The organism is Microcella putealis (assembly GCF_004216575.1).
GTDB lineage: Bacteria > Actinomycetota > Actinomycetes > Actinomycetales > Microbacteriaceae > Microcella > Microcella putealis.
This window is the reverse complement of record NZ_SGWW01000003.1, coordinates 24,994-40,323: the sequence shown is the minus strand read 5'-3', so window position 1 is coordinate 40,323 and position 15,330 is coordinate 24,994. Positions and strand designations below refer to the sequence as shown.

The 15,330-nt window shown below is 69.8% G+C and carries 12 protein-coding genes; 6 read left to right on the top strand and 6 right to left on the bottom strand.

Annotated features, from left to right (window positions below; all coding sequences use genetic code 11):
* Positions 1-81 precede the first annotated feature (81 nt).
* A complete protein-coding gene (locus EV141_RS07655) occupies positions 82-435 on the top strand; it encodes a hypothetical protein (protein WP_130485396.1) in 354 nt (117 codons plus the stop codon).
* Positions 436-532: 97 nt separating this feature from the next.
* Here the strand turns inward: EV141_RS07655 and EV141_RS07650 are convergent, their stop codons facing one another.
* From EV141_RS07650 to EV141_RS07640, 3 genes are all read right to left on the bottom strand, one after another.
* Positions 533-3,727 carry a Calx-beta domain-containing protein gene (locus EV141_RS07650; RefSeq protein WP_130485395.1) on the bottom strand — a complete coding sequence of 1,065 codons (3,195 nt, stop codon included), beginning with the start codon at positions 3,725-3,727 and terminating at the stop codon, positions 533-535.
* A gap of 125 nt (positions 3,728-3,852) precedes the next feature.
* Positions 3,853-4,248: a fluoride efflux transporter FluC gene (locus EV141_RS07645; RefSeq protein ID WP_198675523.1), complete on the bottom strand. Its 396-nt coding sequence runs from the start codon at positions 4,246-4,248 to the stop codon at positions 3,853-3,855.
* A complete protein-coding gene (locus tag EV141_RS07640; protein ID WP_130485394.1) occupies positions 4,245-4,697 on the bottom strand; it encodes a fluoride efflux transporter FluC in 453 nt (150 codons plus the stop codon). The genes EV141_RS07645 and EV141_RS07640 overlap by 4 nt, the downstream gene beginning before the upstream one ends.
* Before the next feature lie 64 nt (positions 4,698-4,761).
* Between EV141_RS07640 and EV141_RS07635 the strand changes: the two genes are divergently transcribed.
* Positions 4,762-5,430, top strand: a complete 669-nt coding sequence (locus EV141_RS07635; protein ID WP_130485393.1) for a hypothetical protein — start codon at positions 4,762-4,764, stop codon at positions 5,428-5,430.
* 31 nt (positions 5,431-5,461) lie between these two features.
* On the opposite strand, the gene EV141_RS12525 is transcribed toward EV141_RS07635, so the two are convergent.
* Together EV141_RS12525 and EV141_RS07625 are read right to left on the bottom strand one after the other, a co-directional pair.
* Positions 5,462-6,259, bottom strand: a complete 798-nt coding sequence (locus EV141_RS12525; RefSeq protein WP_198675522.1) for a PadR family transcriptional regulator — start codon at positions 6,257-6,259, stop codon at positions 5,462-5,464.
* The gene (locus EV141_RS07625; protein ID WP_241969165.1) at positions 6,256-7,041 is read right to left on the bottom strand and encodes a DUF4097 family beta strand repeat-containing protein; all 786 of its coding nucleotides are present in this window, start codon (positions 7,039-7,041) and stop codon (positions 6,256-6,258) included. The genes EV141_RS12525 and EV141_RS07625 overlap by 4 nt, the downstream gene beginning before the upstream one ends.
* A gap of 175 nt (positions 7,042-7,216) precedes the next feature.
* On the opposite strand from EV141_RS07625, the gene EV141_RS07620 reads away from it, so the two are divergent.
* A complete protein-coding gene (locus tag EV141_RS07620; protein WP_130485391.1) occupies positions 7,217-7,948 on the top strand; it encodes a MerR family transcriptional regulator in 732 nt (243 codons plus the stop codon).
* A 100-nt stretch (positions 7,949-8,048) separates the two neighbouring features.
* On the opposite strand, the gene yczE is transcribed toward EV141_RS07620, so the two are convergent.
* Positions 8,049-8,747, bottom strand: coding sequence for a membrane protein YczE (yczE, locus tag EV141_RS07615; protein ID WP_241969164.1), 699 nt, complete (start codon positions 8,745-8,747; stop codon positions 8,049-8,051).
* A gap of 61 nt (positions 8,748-8,808) precedes the next feature.
* Between yczE and yczR the strand changes: the two genes are divergently transcribed.
* The 3 genes from yczR to EV141_RS07600 all read left to right on the top strand — a co-directional run bounded on the left by yczR (position 8,809) and on the right by EV141_RS07600 (position 15,167).
* On the top strand, positions 8,809-10,245 hold the full coding sequence (yczR, locus tag EV141_RS07610; protein ID WP_130485390.1) for a MocR-like transcription factor YczR: 1,437 nt from the start codon (positions 8,809-8,811) through the stop codon (positions 10,243-10,245).
* A 143-nt stretch (positions 10,246-10,388) separates the two neighbouring features.
* Complete coding sequence (locus tag EV141_RS07605; RefSeq protein ID WP_130485389.1) at positions 10,389-13,538, top strand: efflux RND transporter permease subunit; 3,150 nt, start codon at positions 10,389-10,391, stop codon at positions 13,536-13,538.
* Between the two features lie 12 nt (positions 13,539-13,550).
* Positions 13,551-15,167 carry a DEAD/DEAH box helicase gene (locus tag EV141_RS07600; RefSeq protein ID WP_130485388.1) on the top strand — a complete coding sequence of 539 codons (1,617 nt, stop codon included), beginning with the start codon at positions 13,551-13,553 and terminating at the stop codon, positions 15,165-15,167.
* The last annotated feature ends 163 nt before the right edge of the window (positions 15,168-15,330 follow it).

Genomic DNA, 15,330 nt, shown 5'->3' with positions numbered 1-15,330 from the left:
CGGTGGGCGTGCGGGCGGTGGACGGACGCGTCGACCGAATGGGGGATGCGCACGACACCTCTCGTGCGCTGTGCTGGTTGCATGACCGCAGACGCACGAGCCGACGCCGACGCTTCCGCAGACACCCACGCACGCGCTGGCCGGGACAGGCGCCCCGAGCGTTGGTGGCACCGTCACCGCCGCGTCGTCGGCACCGTCGGTGCGGTGGCGGCGACCGCGCTCGCGGCCACCTGGCTCGTCGTGGTGCCGGGTGAGGCGGCCGAGGCCGAGGGCCTGCAGCGCTTCCTGTTGCAGTACGCGCACTCGATCTGCTGGGGGCTGCTCGCGATTGCGCTGGCCGGATTCGCGCTGCGCGCCCCGCGCATCCTGATTGATGGATGCGCGTGGGCGGCGCTCGCCGCGTACGCCGCGTTCCTCGCCGCCCTCGCCCTGTAACGGGCGCGCCCTTCCCGCGCGGGCGCGGCATATTCCCCGAAACGACGAACGGGCCGGAGGAAATCCTCCGACCCGTTCGCGATGACGCGCCCTCGCGCTACTCGACCATGACCCGGTCAAGCTGCAGCGACGTCGTGCCGCGCAGCTCGAGGCTGTAGCCCTGCACGTCGCTCAGCGTCAGGCCGTCGTTCGGCGCCCCGGCCGGCTGCTGGCGCGCCCGGTCGAAGTCGTCGAACGGCACCGTGATCTTCTGCCAGCCGGTGCCGCGCACGGTCACGTCGGCGGTGAACCGCTCGGCGGTGTCGGGCGCCTGGTACACGCGGATGTAGTCGACCAGCAGCGACTGCGGGAACTCGAGGTCGTCGCCCAGCTGCCCGCCGAAGTTGCCGCCCACGGCGACGTTCGTGAGCAGCGTGAACGGGTGGTCGAACACCCACTCATTCGGCTCCAGATCGGCCGGCGAGGCCGTGTGGTACTGGATTCCGTCGACGAACCAATCGATCCGCTCGGGCGTCCACTCGACCGTGAAGGTGTGCCAGTCGTCGTACACCGGCGTGCCGAAGTCGTAGATGCCGCCGAACGACTGGCCGCCCGAGTAGCCGGGGCCGTGAATGGTGCCGAAGATCTCGTTCGGCAGACGGCCGACGAACTCCATGATGTCGATCTCGCCCGTCTGGGGCCATCCGACGTCGCGGAAGTCGTTGCCGAGGGTCCACACCGCCGGCCAGATGCCGCTGCCCTGGGGCACCAGCACCCGCGTCTCCATGCGCCCGTACTCGAACTCCTGCTTGTTCTCGGTGATGAGGCGTGCCGAGGTGTACTCGCAGGGGCCGTACCAGCACTGCAGTTCGGTCGTCGCCGGGTCGATCTCGTTCACGGTGATGCGCAGGTTGCCCTCGCCGTCGAGCGCCGCGTTGTCGGTCGAGTCGGTGTAGTACTGCAACTCGTCGTTGCCCCAACCCCAGCCGCCGGTCTCGTAGGTCCAGTTCTCGGGGTTGGCCCGCTCGCCGGCCGCGCCGTCGAACTCGTCACTCCACGCCAGTTCCCACGTGTCGGGTCCGCCGTCGGGCGCCGCGTTGTCGGCGATGCCGACCGTGAGGCGCTGGTTGGGCTTCGTGGTGTTGACCCAGAACGACAGACCGTCGGCCTGCGACCAGTCTTGGCCGCCCTCGATCGGGCGGTTCACGACACCGGTGCCACGGTTGGCGATGTCGAGCACGCGCTCGACCGTGTCGGCACCCGGGTACGCGCCGCCAGCATCCGCGATGTCGATGCGCGCTCCGCGCTCGACGTCGAGCAGCCAGGGCGTCGACTCGAAGTCGTCGACCAGTCCCGCGACCCGCTCGTCGTCATCCTGGATGCTCACGGCAGCCGTACGGATCACGCCGAATTCGGCGCCGACGGGGTTCGACAGGGCGACGACGAATGTCTCATCGACCTCCCACTTGTCGTTCTGCACCGTCTCGACTGAGACGGATGCCTCGCGCTCGCCCGCCGGAATGGTGACGGTGCCCGAGGCGGCGACAAAGTCTTCGCCCTCGGTCGCGGGCAGGTCTTCCGTCAGCGTGCGGGCCTGGGTCGTGAAGGCCGACCAGTCGACGGTGACGTCGGTGTCGGACATGCGGTTCAGGCGAACCGTGGTGACGGCGTCATCGCCCTCGGTGACCTCGTAGCCGGCGCGATCGAAGGCAACCGCCAGCGGCGCGGGTGCGCGCTCGCCCCACAGCAGCACGTCGTCGACGTAGTACGTGACCTCGCCGGGCGTGCGCAGCGTGCCGATCGCGTAGCCGTGCACCTCGGTGAGCGTAAAGCCGTCGTTGGGCGCTCCGTTGCCGATCTCCTTGCGCAGGAAGTCGTCGAAGTCGAAGGTCAGGAACTTCCATCCCGTCCAGTCGTCTTCGAAGGCGACGCTGAAGCGCTCGCCGTCGTCGCGGGTCGAGCCGGGGTTCCGGTTGTCGACCACGTCGATGAAGAGGTCGGTTCCGGTGCCGTTGCCGTACATCCAGAAGCCGACGCCCTGGAAGGTGCTCCAGTCTTGCGGCACCCACTCGTCGAGCGTCTCGTTCGGGAAGGCGCGCACGACGACGCCGAAGGTGCCGATGTCGAAGGTGCCGCGCAGCGTGGTGTTGCCGTCGGCCGCTCCGGGAACCGGGGCGGGCGGTGTCGTCGACTGCCCGTAGCTCATCGTCGAATCGGCGCCCGTTGCCTGCAGCCAGCCGATGTCGATCGTGCCGTCTCGACCCTGGTCGAGCGGGGCCTCCATGTCGTCGACAATCTGGGTACGGCCGGTCGGAGGGCCGACGATCTCCCCGTCGTTGTCGATGATCGTGACGGTCGCGGTGCTCGGGCTGCCGAGCGTTGCGCCGCTCGGGTCGCTGAGCGTCACCGTAAACGCCTCCGAGCCCTCGTCGAGGGCGTCGTCGACCGTCGGAATCGAGACGGATGCGCGGGTCGCGCCCGCCGCGATCGTGACCGTCTCTGAGACGGCCGCGTAGTCGTCGCCTGCGGTCGCTGTTCCGTCGGCGGTGGTAGCCACCACCGTGACGTCGGTTGCGGCGGCGAAGTTCAGCGCAACGTCGACCGTCGCGGTGCCACCCTCGACCACGGTCGTGGTGCTCGAGGCAAGGCGTGCGGCCGGCGTCAGGTCATCGGCCGAGAAGAGTTCGATGTCGTCGAGCGCGATCGATGAGTTGCCCGCGAGCGCGGGGATCGCGAAGCCCTGCACGAGGTCGAGCTGCAGTTCGTCGTTCGGGGCGCCGTCGTTCTGGAACCCCGCGCGCTCGAACTGATCCCACGTGAGTTCTTTGGTGACCCACAGGTTGTCGACGTTCGGGTCAGATTCGTCGCTGAGCTGCACATCGAAGCGCTCGTAGGTGGCTGCTTCTGCGGTGCCATCGAAGATCTCGAAGCGGAATTGCGCGTCGGGGTTGTCGGCGCCGCGGTACGAGAACCGCACGCCATCGAAGACCGAGAAGTCGACGGGGTCGTCGAACTCGACGCCGTAGCCTCCGAAGCTGCCAGGCTCGGTGACGTTCCAGCCAAAGTTGAGGATGCCGGTGGGGCCGACCTGACCGGGCTTCGCCCGCCCATCGGTGTCGGCGATCACCTCGACGCCACCGCCGGCGGCGCCGTAGAAGAACTGGCCGGGGATCGCCCCGCTATCGAAGTTGCCGAGCACGGCCGTCGTCGCGGCGGCCGCGGGGGTCGTGGCCAGGGCGATCGGAACGAGCAGCGCTACCGCTGCGGTCGTCGCGATTGCCCGGCGCCTGAGCGTTGGTGTTTGTGGGGACATGCACTCACTCCGGGGGTCGTCGACGCCCCTCGTTGGACGTCGGCGACCACCGTAAGCAGAATGAGAGCGCTCTCACAGTCCGCCTTTTGGGGGACTTTGTGCCCCATATGGGGGACAATATGCGCCTAGCGACCGAATGTTTCGACGAGCGTCCCGCCCAGAGCGATGCCGATAGCGACCGCCGCCACGCCCGCGACAACGTTCACGAGCATCCCGCCCGCTGCCCGTCGCCACCGGCCATCCATGACCAGCTGCACCGACTCGACGCTCAGCGTGCTGAAGGTCGTGAGGCCCCCGCAGAAGCCCGACACCGCGACTACCAGCAGGGTCGGATCGGTGAGGGCGCCGAGCGCGAGGCCCGAGAGGAGCGAGCCGACGACGTTCACGATGACGACGGGGCCGGGCGGGGTCTCGCGCCCCGCGAGGGCGACCGTGACGAGGTAGCGAACGAGGGCACCGAGCGCACCGCCGAGAGCAACGGCGGCAATCAGGCCAGGGGTCAGAGCGGCGTCGGTGGTCACTCGTCGCTGCCGTCCGTGAGGGGAGGGGGCGCGTGCCGAGCGATGCGCCCACCGAGCGCGAGTCCGCCAAGCGCCGCGCCCAGGCCGAGCACCAGGTGCGCGGCCAAGGTCGCGAGGGCGAGGCTGACCGCGCCCGATGACGCGAGCTGCCAAAGACTGTCGGCGAGCGCCGAGAAGGTCGTGAACGATCCGAGCACGCCCGCACCCAAGCCGGCGCGCGCCCACGGCGGCAGGCGTGACCACAGGGCGGCGACCAGAAGACCCAGCGCGAATGACCCCGCCACGTTGACGAGCAGCGACGACCCCCCGAAACCCCCCGGCGCGGCCGGAAGCGCCGCGTCGGCACCCACCCGCAGCAGGGTTCCGACGGCGCCCCCGCCGAGCACCGCGAGCAGCACCGGCGCGGCAAGGGGGCGGGCCAGCGAAGCGGGGGGCGGCGGGGCGGTCATGGCGTTCGCGAGCCTAGCCGCGCATCCGCTCGACGCGTTCAGCCGGTGTCCTTAGTCTGGTGACATGCGTTCACCTCGCCCCCGCCCGCGCCGACGCGTGCGCTGGGGCCGGCTCGTCACCGGAGTCGTCGCGCTCGTCGTCGGGGCGCTCGCCGCATCCGTCGCGCTGCCGATCCTCCTGCACGAGCCGCAAGGATCGAGCGGCCAGGCCCGCGTCGAGGGCTACCCGACCACGGTCACCGCGACCGGCGACGACGAGCGCACGCGCACGCTCAGCGCCACCCGCGAGAACGGTGGCCCTGTCGACCTCGCGCGCGTGAGCGACGGCGACCGCATCATCGTCACCGGAAGCGGGTACACCCCCAACCGCGGGCTGTACGTCGCCATCTGCGCGGTGCCCGCCCAACTCGACGGCCGCCCCGGCCCGTGCCTCGGCGGCGTGCCCGACCAGACACGCGAAGACCTCGTCGAAGGCAGCGTGCAGTGGGCGCCCTCGAACTGGATCAACGACGAATTCGCCTGGCGCATCTTCGGCGCCCGCGGCTTCGACAACCGCGCCGCCGGCGAATTCACCGCGTACCTGCTCGTCGGGCCGTCCGCCGACGATGCCGTCGACTGCGCCGCGGTCAAGTGCGGCATCTACACGCGCAACGACCACACCGCCACCGGCGACCGGGTGCAAGACCTGTACCTCCCGGTCGCCTGGGACACGGCGCCGGCAGGAGCCGAGTAGCGGGCAGCTCGGCCCCCGGCGGCGCGGCGCCCTACTCGGGCGTGCCCACCGCGCGAGCGAGCGCGGCCCGCACCTCGGCGAGGCTCGACTGCAGCTGGTCGACGGCGGCCGCGTCCAGCGGGCGTCCCGTCGCCACGGCCCGGCGCAGGTCCGCCCGAATGTCCTGACGGAACTCGGCGAGCAGGCCCTCGGCGCGGGCCAGCTGCGCCCGGCCCTCGGCGCGCGTCTCCGTCGCGCCGCCCGGCGACGACGCGGTGGATGCGCGGGGCGCGTCATCCGCGAACGGCGCGTCCCGCGCATCCGATCGACCGTCACCGGCAGCCGCATCCGCGCCGTCACGGGCACCCTCGTCGTCGGGAGTCCACCCGCGCTGGTACCCGGCCGACGCGCTTAGCCCCGCACCGCCCGCGGCCTTCGCCGCGTTCCGCGCCTCGTCGCGCGCCTCACGCGCGGCGGCGGCCAGCTCGGCGCGCAGACTCGCCATCGCATCCGATACGGATGCCCGCACCTCGTCGGCGAGACGCCGCACGCTGTCGCCGACCCCGTCTTCGATCGCGTCGAGTTCGTCGCGGCGCGCATCCAGCTCAGCCCGCCCGGCGTCGGTCAGCGTGTAGACCGTGCGCCGCCCGCCGTCGTCAGACTTCGAGACGAGCCCCTCGGCCTCAAGCTTCGCGAGCCGCGGGTAGATCGTGCCGGCCGACGGCACGTAGGTGCCACCGAAGCGGTCGCTGATCGCCTGAATAATCTCGTAGCCATGCATCGGGCGCTCTTCCAGCACCGACAGCAAGTACAGCCGCAGGTGCCCGTGGCCGAAGACGGGGGGCGTCACGACGACACCCGCTCCGCGTGCACGACCGACACGTCACCCGACACCGAGTTCGCGACCACCTCGGTGAAGCGGCCGTGCAGTTCGCCGTAGCGCCCCTCGTACTGACCCTTCACCCCGGTGATGCGGGTGTCGTCGAGCTGCAGCGCGCCCGAGAGCGTCGAGATGCGGTACTGCGTGGGCACTCCCGCGTCGAGGCGCACGGTGACGTCACCGCTGACGCTCTTTGTTGACACGATGTCGGCCGTGCCGTGCAGGTCGACGAAGGTGTCGCCCGACACCGAGTTGCCGCGGAACCGGAACACCTCGCCGCTGACGGTCAGATCGCCCGACACGGTCTTGGCCGTCACGTCGCCATGGTGGCCGCGCACGGCGACCTCGCCACTGACCGAGTTGACCGAGAGGTCGCCGACGACACCGTCGATCACCACGTCGCCGCTGACGGTCGACACGCTGATGTCGGCGTGCAGGCCGCTGATCAGGGCCGAGGCGTTGACGACGCCGAAGGTGAGGGCCGCGGTGCGCGGAACGAGCACGCTGATCTCGACCTTCGACGAGCCGCGGTAACTGCGGAACATGTCGATGAAGTTGGTCCAGCGCTTGTCGATGTGGTCGATCACGAGTCGGTCGCCCTCGAGCGAGATCGTGATGTCGCGGCCGCGAACGCCGTGCACTTCGACGCGAGCGCCGGGCTCGTCGTGGGCGACGACGTCGACCTGGCCGCCGATGAGGCCGATCTTGACGCTGCGCACGAGTTCGAGGTCGATGGTGGTGGGGTCTGACACGACCCAGGTTTCTTGCGCCACGTGCTGGTCCTTCCCATTCACCCGATTCGGGATGCTCATACCGCGATATATCGCGTTGGTGGAAGTCACGATATATCGCGTCTTCGATCATCGCAAGGACATTTTTCGCCGACCCCTTGCGGTTGACGTTGCGTCAACCCGTACCGTCGCTGTCATGACCGCGACAATTCAGGAGCTGGCGCGCGCGACCGGTCTCACGAGCCGCACCCTGCGCCACTACGACGCCATCGGACTGCTGCCCGCGACAGGCACCGGGCCCGGAGGGATGCGCCTCTACGACGACGCGTCCCTCGCGCGCCTGCAGCGCATCCTGCTGCTGCGCGACGCCGGCCTCGGCCTCGCCGCGATCGCGACCACCCTCGAGACCGATCGCGACGACGTCGCCGCGCTCACCGAGCACATCGCCCTGCTGCGCGACGAGCGCGAGCGACTCGAGCGACGCATCCAGAGCATCCAACGCACCATCACCGCACTCACCGAAGGAGACCCCCTCATGACCGACACCACTTTCGACGGCTTCGATCACACCCAGTACCGCGACGAGGTCGTGGAGCGCTGGGGCGCCGATGCCTACACCCGTGGCGACGGGTGGTGGCGCGGACTCGGCGCGGCCGGCCAGGAGGCGTATCGCGCCGCCGACGCCGAGATCGTCGCAGAGCTCGGCCGCCTCGTCGCGGCCGGCGCCGACCACGCCGGCGCCGACGCGCAGCGCCTCGTCGAGCGGCATCGCGCCTGGGTGGCCGGCGCATGGGGCGGCACGGCAACAGACGAGGCCTACCTCGGACTCGCCGAAATGTACGTCGCCGACGAACGATTCGCCGCCCACTACGGCGGGCCCACGCACGCCGCATTCTTACGCGACGCGGCCGCGGCGAGCCTCGGCTAGACGGGCCGCGTCGGCACGGGCCCATAGCCGTCGCGCGACACCAGCTCGACGGTCGCGATGATCGCCCACGCGCTCAGCGCCACGACGGCGATGAGGATGCTCATGCCCCGCCTCCTTGCCCGCCCGGTATCGAATCGCTCGCCACGCTGCTCGGCTGCGTGCCGCGTTCGCGACGCGGCGCCTCGGGGAGGCGCAGTCGGGGAAGCGTGACTCCGACCATCGGGCCAATCAGGAGGGCAAACGCCACGGTGCCGAAGCCCACGGTTCCGCCGAGCAGCCAGCCCGTGGCGAGCACCGTGACCTCGACCCCGGTGCGCACGGCCCACACCGGCCAGCCGAAGCGGGCGTGCGCTCCGGTCATGAGGCCGTCGCGGGGCCCGGGGCCGAAGCCGGCGCCAATATAAAGGCCGGTCGCCACGGCGAGCAGGGCGAGGCCCCCGGCGAACACGAGCCAGCGCAGTGCCAGCGTGTCGGGGGTGTCGACGACGAGCAGCGTGAGGTCGATGACGGGGCCGATCACGATGACGTTCAGGACCGTGCCGATACCGGGCCGTTGACGCAGCGGAATCCAGAGCAGCAGCACGACAATGCCAATAATCACTGTCATGAGGCCAATTGGCACGCCGGTGGTGAGTGACCACCCCTGCGCGAAGACGGTCCAGGGGTCCAGGCCCACCTCGGCGCTGATCATGAGCCCGATGGCAACGCCGTAGAGCACGAGGCCACCCATCAGCTGAGTCCAGCGGCGCACGGGGTGCACGGCGCCGCGCGGGGCTGCGGAGGTGCGGGGGCGGGTCATGGTGTGAGTCCATCGCACTATTGGCCTGTTATCAAGATGCCAATCCCGCTACAGTGGCCGCATGTCGACGACGGTACTCAGCGCCCGGGCGCTGTCTGTGCTCTTGGGGGACTGGCGCCACCACAGCGGAACGCTCGCGCAGGCGCTCGCCGATCGGGTGCGCCTTCTGGTGCTTGACGGCCGCATCGCCCTGGGTGCTCGCCTGCCCGCCGAACGCCAACTCGCCGACCATGAGGGCGTGAGCCGCACGACGGTGGCGGCGGCCTACGCACGCCTCCGCGAGCTCGGCTACCTCGTCAGCCGACGCGGCTCGGGAAGTGTGACGGCACTGCCGGCCGGCGACGCTCCCGCTTTCGACGTGGTCGATCGCCCCGACATGCTCGACTTCTCGAAGGCGACGCTGCCCGCGCTGCCCGCCGTGGTCGACGCCGCCGCGGCCGCAGTTGCCCGACTTCCCCAGCACCTCGGCCTTGCCGGTTTCGATCTGTATGGCCTCGACGAGGTGCGCCAGGCGATCGCCGACCGCTTCACCGCTCGGGGTCTTCCGACGTCGGCCGACGAGATCATGGTCACCCTCGGGGCGCAGCGCGCGATCGCGTTGATTGCCCAGGCTCTCGTGGGGCGCGGCGACCGTGTGCTCGTCGAGAACCCCAGCTACCCGCATGCGCTCGAGGCGTTCTCGTCGGCGGGCGCCCGGCTGGTGGGCGTCCCGGTCAGCACCGAGCACGGCTGGGACGACGAGGCGTTCGAGCAACTGCTCCCGCGCTCGGCGCCGTGCCTCGCCTACCTCATGCCTGACCTGCACAACCCGACGAGCGCGACGATGCCGGCGGCCCAGCGCGAGCGCGTGGCCGCCCTTGCAGACCGTCACGGCACCCGCATCGTCGTCGATGAAACGATGGTCGATCTCGCGTTTGACCCCGCGACCGTGCAGGTGCCGATGGCGAGCTGTAGTCCCCGCATCATCACGGTGGGCTCGGTGGGCAAGAGCATCTGGGGCGGTATTCGACTGGGCTGGATCCGCGCCGACCGCGAGACGATCGGCGAGCTGGCCAGAGCCCGGCCAGCGGGCGACCTCGGGTCGCCGACCCTCGAGCAACTGCTGCTCAGTGAGCTGCTGCAGCGTTTCGACGGCCTCGTCGCCGAGCGCACGGCGCAACTGCGCGCGGGTGAGCAGCTGCTGCGCGCGCTGCTGAGCGAGCGGTTTCCCGAGTGGCGCCTGCCGGAGGTCGACGGTGGCCTCGTGCTCTGGACGAATCTCGGTCGACCGGTCGCGAGCGAGTTCGCCCTGCTCGCCCGGGCGGAAGGCGTGCAGCTCGGGGCGGGCCCCCGCTTCAGCATCGACGGGGCCTTCGAGCGCTATCTGCGGCTGCCGTTTTGCTACCCCGAGACCTTGACGCGCCGCGCGGTCGACGCGATGGAGCGGGCGTGGGAGCGCCTCGGGCCCGCGCGGGCCGATGTGCCCGACGACGATGCGCTGGTCACGACGGTCGTCTGACCGATCGGTCATATTGGGGGCGCGCGTACATCCCGCGCTTTGGCAACGTCCAGTAATCGTTGGGATGCTGTCCAGCGCACCGGGCGCTCTCACGCGCCCCGCGCATCCCGCCACCACCCCGCCCTCGTTCTTCGGAGTCGCCCGTGTTCCGCCTTTCGGTGTTCAGTCTGCGCAACCGGGCGCTGATCGCTCTCGTCACCATCGTCGTGGGCGTCTTTGGGGGGCTCGCGCTCACCAGCCTCAAGCAGGAACTGATCCCGTCGATCGCCTTCCCGCAGGTGATCATCATCAGCCAGTACCCGGGCGCGGCCCCTGACGCCGTCGAGCAAGACGTATCGACCCCCATAGAGAACGCGATTCAGGCGGTCGATGGCCTGGAGGCATCGGATGCGACGTCGTCGACGGGCATCTCGATCGTCACGGCGCAGTTCGAATTCGGCACAGAGATTGCCCGCGCCGAGCAGCGTGTACAGCTGTTCGTCAACCGGCTTGAGCTGCCGTCAACCGTCGAGCCGCAGGTCATCACAGGCTCGATCGACGATCTGCCGGTCGTGCAGGTCGGCGTCACGAGCGACCTGAGCGAGGGCGAGCTCGCCGCCGCCCTCGACGTGCAGGCCGTGCCCGACCTCACCGAGCTTGATGGTGTGCGCGAGGTCAGCGTGTTTGGTGCCGTGGGCGACCGGGTCGAAATCACGGTCGACGATGACGAGCTGGCCGCGCGCGGCCTCAGTCGGGCCGACATCGTCGACACTCTCGATGCCTACGGGGTGCTGCTTCCCGCCGGAACGATCACCGAAAACGACCGCACCCTCGCCGTCTTGACCGGAGTCCGGGTCGAGAGCGTCGACCAGCTGGCGGCGCTGCCGATTATCGCCGGCGAGCCCGTCATTGGTGACGACGGCGCGGTTGTCGTGACGACCATTGACGATGTCGCCGACGCGACGATCGTGAGCAACCCGGTGCAGAACCTCTCGCGCATCAACGGCGAGCCCGCGTTGACCCTCGGCATCACGAAGACGCCCGACGGCAACACGGTCGATGTCTCGCGCGCTGTGCAGGCGGCCCTGCCGGCGATTGCCGAGGCGATTGGCTCGGGCACCGAGTTCACCGTCGTCTTCGACCAGGCCCCGTTCATCGAAAGCTCGATCGAGGCGCTTGCCATCGAGGGCGCGCTCGGCCTCGTCTTCGCGGTGATCATCATCCTGGTGTTCCTGCTGTCGGTGCGCTCGACGCTTGTTACCGCCGTCGCGATTCCGACCTCGATCCTGCTCACCTTCCTCGGCATGCAGGGGGCGGGGTACTCGATCAACATCCTGACCCTTGGTGCCATCACGATTTCGATCGGGCGCGTCGTCGACGACTCGATCGTCGTGGTCGAGAACATCAAGCGGCACCTCGCCCTCGGCGAAGAGCGCCTCGAGGCGATCACGAACGGCGTGCGTGAGGTCGCGACCGCCATCACGTCGTCGACGCTCATCACGATTGCCGTCTTCCTGCCGCTCGCGCTCGTCGGCGACATCACGGGTGAGCTCTTCCGGCCCTTCGCGCTGACGACCGCCATCGCGCTCGCCGCCTCGCTCTTCGTGTCGCTCACGATCGTGCCGGTGCTGTCGTACTGGTTCTTGCGCGCCCCGAAGAACGGCAGCCACACCGCCGTGACCTTCGAGCAAGAGTCGGCGAACCCCACGCCGCTACAGAAGGGCTACCTGCCGGCCCTGCGCTTCAGTGTGCGGCGCCCCGTGGCGACCCTGATGCTTGCGTTGCTTGTGCTCGGCGGAACCGCGGGGCTCGCCACGCAGCTGCAGACCAACTTCATCGGTGACAGCGGGCAGAACACGCTCACCGTCAGTCAGACGGTCGACTCCTCGGCGAGCCTTGAGCGCCTCGACGAGGCGGCAGCGGTCGTCGAAGCCGAGCTCTTCGAGATCGACGGCATCGAAACGGTGCAGTCGTCGATTGGCCAGGGCGGTGGCATCTTCGGGTTCCTCGGCGGCGGGGGCGACATCACCTACTCGATCACGACCGCAGAAGACGTCGACCAGACCGAGTTGCAGCAAGACGTGCGCGACGCACTGTTCGCCCTCGACAACGTCGGCGACATCACGGTGCGCTCGGCCGACCAGGGCTTCGCCTCGTCCACGATCGACGTCGAGATCTTCGCCCCCAACCAAGACGCTCTGCGGGAGGCCGCCGACGACGTGCTCGCGGCGGTGAACGAGCTCGACGTCACGGCCGAGGCGACGAGCAACCTCTCTGAGACACAGCCGTACATCGCCGTCGAGGTTGACCGTCAGGCTGCGGCCGAGGTAGGCCTCACCGAGGCGGCGATCGGCGGACTGGTCGCGCAGGCCATGTTCCCCGCGTCCGTCGGCCAGGTCGTCATCGACGACACGACGCTCGAGATTTACCTCCCCAATGACGCCGCCCCGGTCACCATCGCCGAGCTGCGCGACTTCAGCCTCCCGACCGCTACCGGCCCGCTCGCACTCAGCGAGGTCGCGACGGTTGAGGAGGCACTCGGCCCCGAGTCGATCACGACGATTCGCGGTATTCGCAGCGCGACGGTCGCGATCACGCCGTCGACCGAGGACGTCGGCTCGGCCTCGGTCGCCGTGGCCGACGCGCTCGAGGGCATCGACCTCCCCGACGGCGCCCGCGCCGAACTGGGTGGCGTCGCCGCGCAGCAGGCAGACGCCTTCCAGCAGTTGGGTCTTGCCCTGCTCGTGGCCCTGCTGATCACCTACGTGATTCTGGTCGCGACCTTCAAGAGCCTGCGCCAGCCGCTGCTGCTGCTCGTCTCCGTGCCCTTCGCGGCAACGGGCGCGATCATCTTGCAGCTGATCGCCGACATCCCGCTTGGAGTGCCGTCGCTCATCGGTGTGCTGATGCTCATCGGCATCGTCGTCACGAACGCCATCGTGCTCATCGACCTCGTGAACCAGTACCGCGAGCGCGGCATGACGGCTCGTGAGGCGGTGATCGAGGGCTCAGTGCGTCGTCTGCGCCCCGTGCTCATGACGGCGGCTGCGACGATCTTCGCGCTCGTGCCCCTGGGTCTCGGCATCACCGGAACGGCGGGCTTCATCTCGCAGCCCCTCGCGGTTGTCGTGATTGGCGGCCTCGTGTCGTCGACGTTGCTCACCCTCGTCGTGTTGCCCGCGTTGTACTGGCTCGTCGAGGGAGCGAAAGATCGGCGCGACGAGAAGCGCGCGGCGCGCGAGGCGGCGCTCGACGCCGCTGGCCGCGCGACGGTGGGCGACGCCCCCTCGTCGGGCGGTGCGCACGCGGGCTAGACTCGGCCCCTTATGCCTCGCCCCTCTTCCTCCCGTGACCCGCGCAAACGCCGCGGCACCTCGTCGACTTCTGGCCGCACCGGCAGCGGCAAGCAGACGCACCGCCCCGATTGGCGTCCGTTCGATCCCGAGGCGAAGCGCGGCAAGGGCAAGCCGGGCCGCCCGGGTTCCGCTGCGCGGGGGCAGGATGCGCGCGGTGCACGCTCCGGGGACGACGCGCGCAGCGCTCGCTCCGCCGAGGACGCGCGCCGCGCATCCCCCCGTTCCGAATCACGGCGCGGCACCGACGCGCTGGCCGCCCGCGCGCAGCGTGATGAGCGCGAGCAGCGCGATCGCGGCCGCCGCACCGAGCGGCCCGCCGCGCGCGCACCCCGCACCGACGGCGCCGCGCGCCCACCCCGCACCCCCGACACGGTGCTGAAGAAGCTGCAGGCAACCGTCGTCGACCCGGCCTCGGTGGCCGGCCTCACCTTCGGCGACCTCAGCCTCGGTCAGAACATCGTCGCGGCGCTCGCCGAGCAGGGTGCGGTGTCGCCGTTCGCCATTCAGGCGGCGACGATTCCTGACGTGGTGGCTGGCCGGCACGTGCTCGGCCGCGGCCGTACTGGCTCGGGCAAAACGATCGCGTTCGGCGCCCCCCTCGTCGAGCGTCTGCTGCAGAATGGGGGCGGTCGCGGCCTCAAGCCGGGTCGACGCCCCCGCGCGCTAATCCTCGCGCCAACGCGTGAGCTCGCCCTGCAGATCGATGACACGGTGCAGCCGATCGCCCGCAGCGTCGGGCTGTACACGACGCAGATCTATGGCGGCGTGCCGCAGGGTCGTCAGGTGGGCGCCCTGAAGCGCGGCGTCGACATCGTCATCGGCACTCCCGGCCGCATCGAAGACCTCATCGAGCAGGGCCGCCTCGACCTGTCGGGCGTTGTCGTCACCGTCGTCGACGAGGCCGACCATCTCTGCGAGCTGGGGTTCCTCGAGCCGGTGCAGCGCATCCTGCGTCGCACGCCGACCGACAGTCAGATGCTGCTCTTCTCGGCGACCCTCGACACTCGCGTGGGGGCGCTCGTCGCTGAGTTCCTCAAGAAACCCGCCGTGTACGAGATCGCCGGCGAGACACAGGCCACCTCGAGCACTGAGCACCGGGTGCTCGTTGTCGACCCTCGACACAAGCGGGTCGTCGTCGAAGAGCTGCTCGCGGGTGACGGCAAGGCGCTCCTCTTCACGCGTACGAAGGTGTTCGCCGACGAGTTGGCTGACCATCTCGACGACGCCGGCATTGCGGCGCTGGCGCTGCACGGCGATCTGAGCCAAGAGCGTCGACAGCGCAATCTCGACAAACTCACCAGCGGGCGGGTGCAGGCGCTCGTGGCGACCGACGTCGCGGCCCGCGGCATTCACGTCGACGACATCGCGATCGTCGTGCAGGCCGACGCCCCCGACGAGTACAAGGCCTACCTGCACCGCGCGGGTCGCACCGGCCGCGCCGGCGCCCGCGGGCTCGTCGTCACTCTGATCTCGGCTCGCCGCCGGCCCTCGCTCGAAGAGCTGCTGGAACGCGCCGACATCACGGCCCAGTTCGACGCCGTGAAGCCCGGCGATCGCCTGATTCGCCAGCTCGCGCAGCGCGCGTAACCCGAGCCGAGGGCTCGTCGATACACGGCGTTGACGCCCGTGTGAACTCTGCGTGACTACTCATCTGCGCGCTTGGTTCACAGACGATTCTGTGCTTACTCTCTTGTCGGCCCCCGTTTGGGGGTCGTTCCGTGAAGCGTTTATGACGCTACCAAGGAGAGCA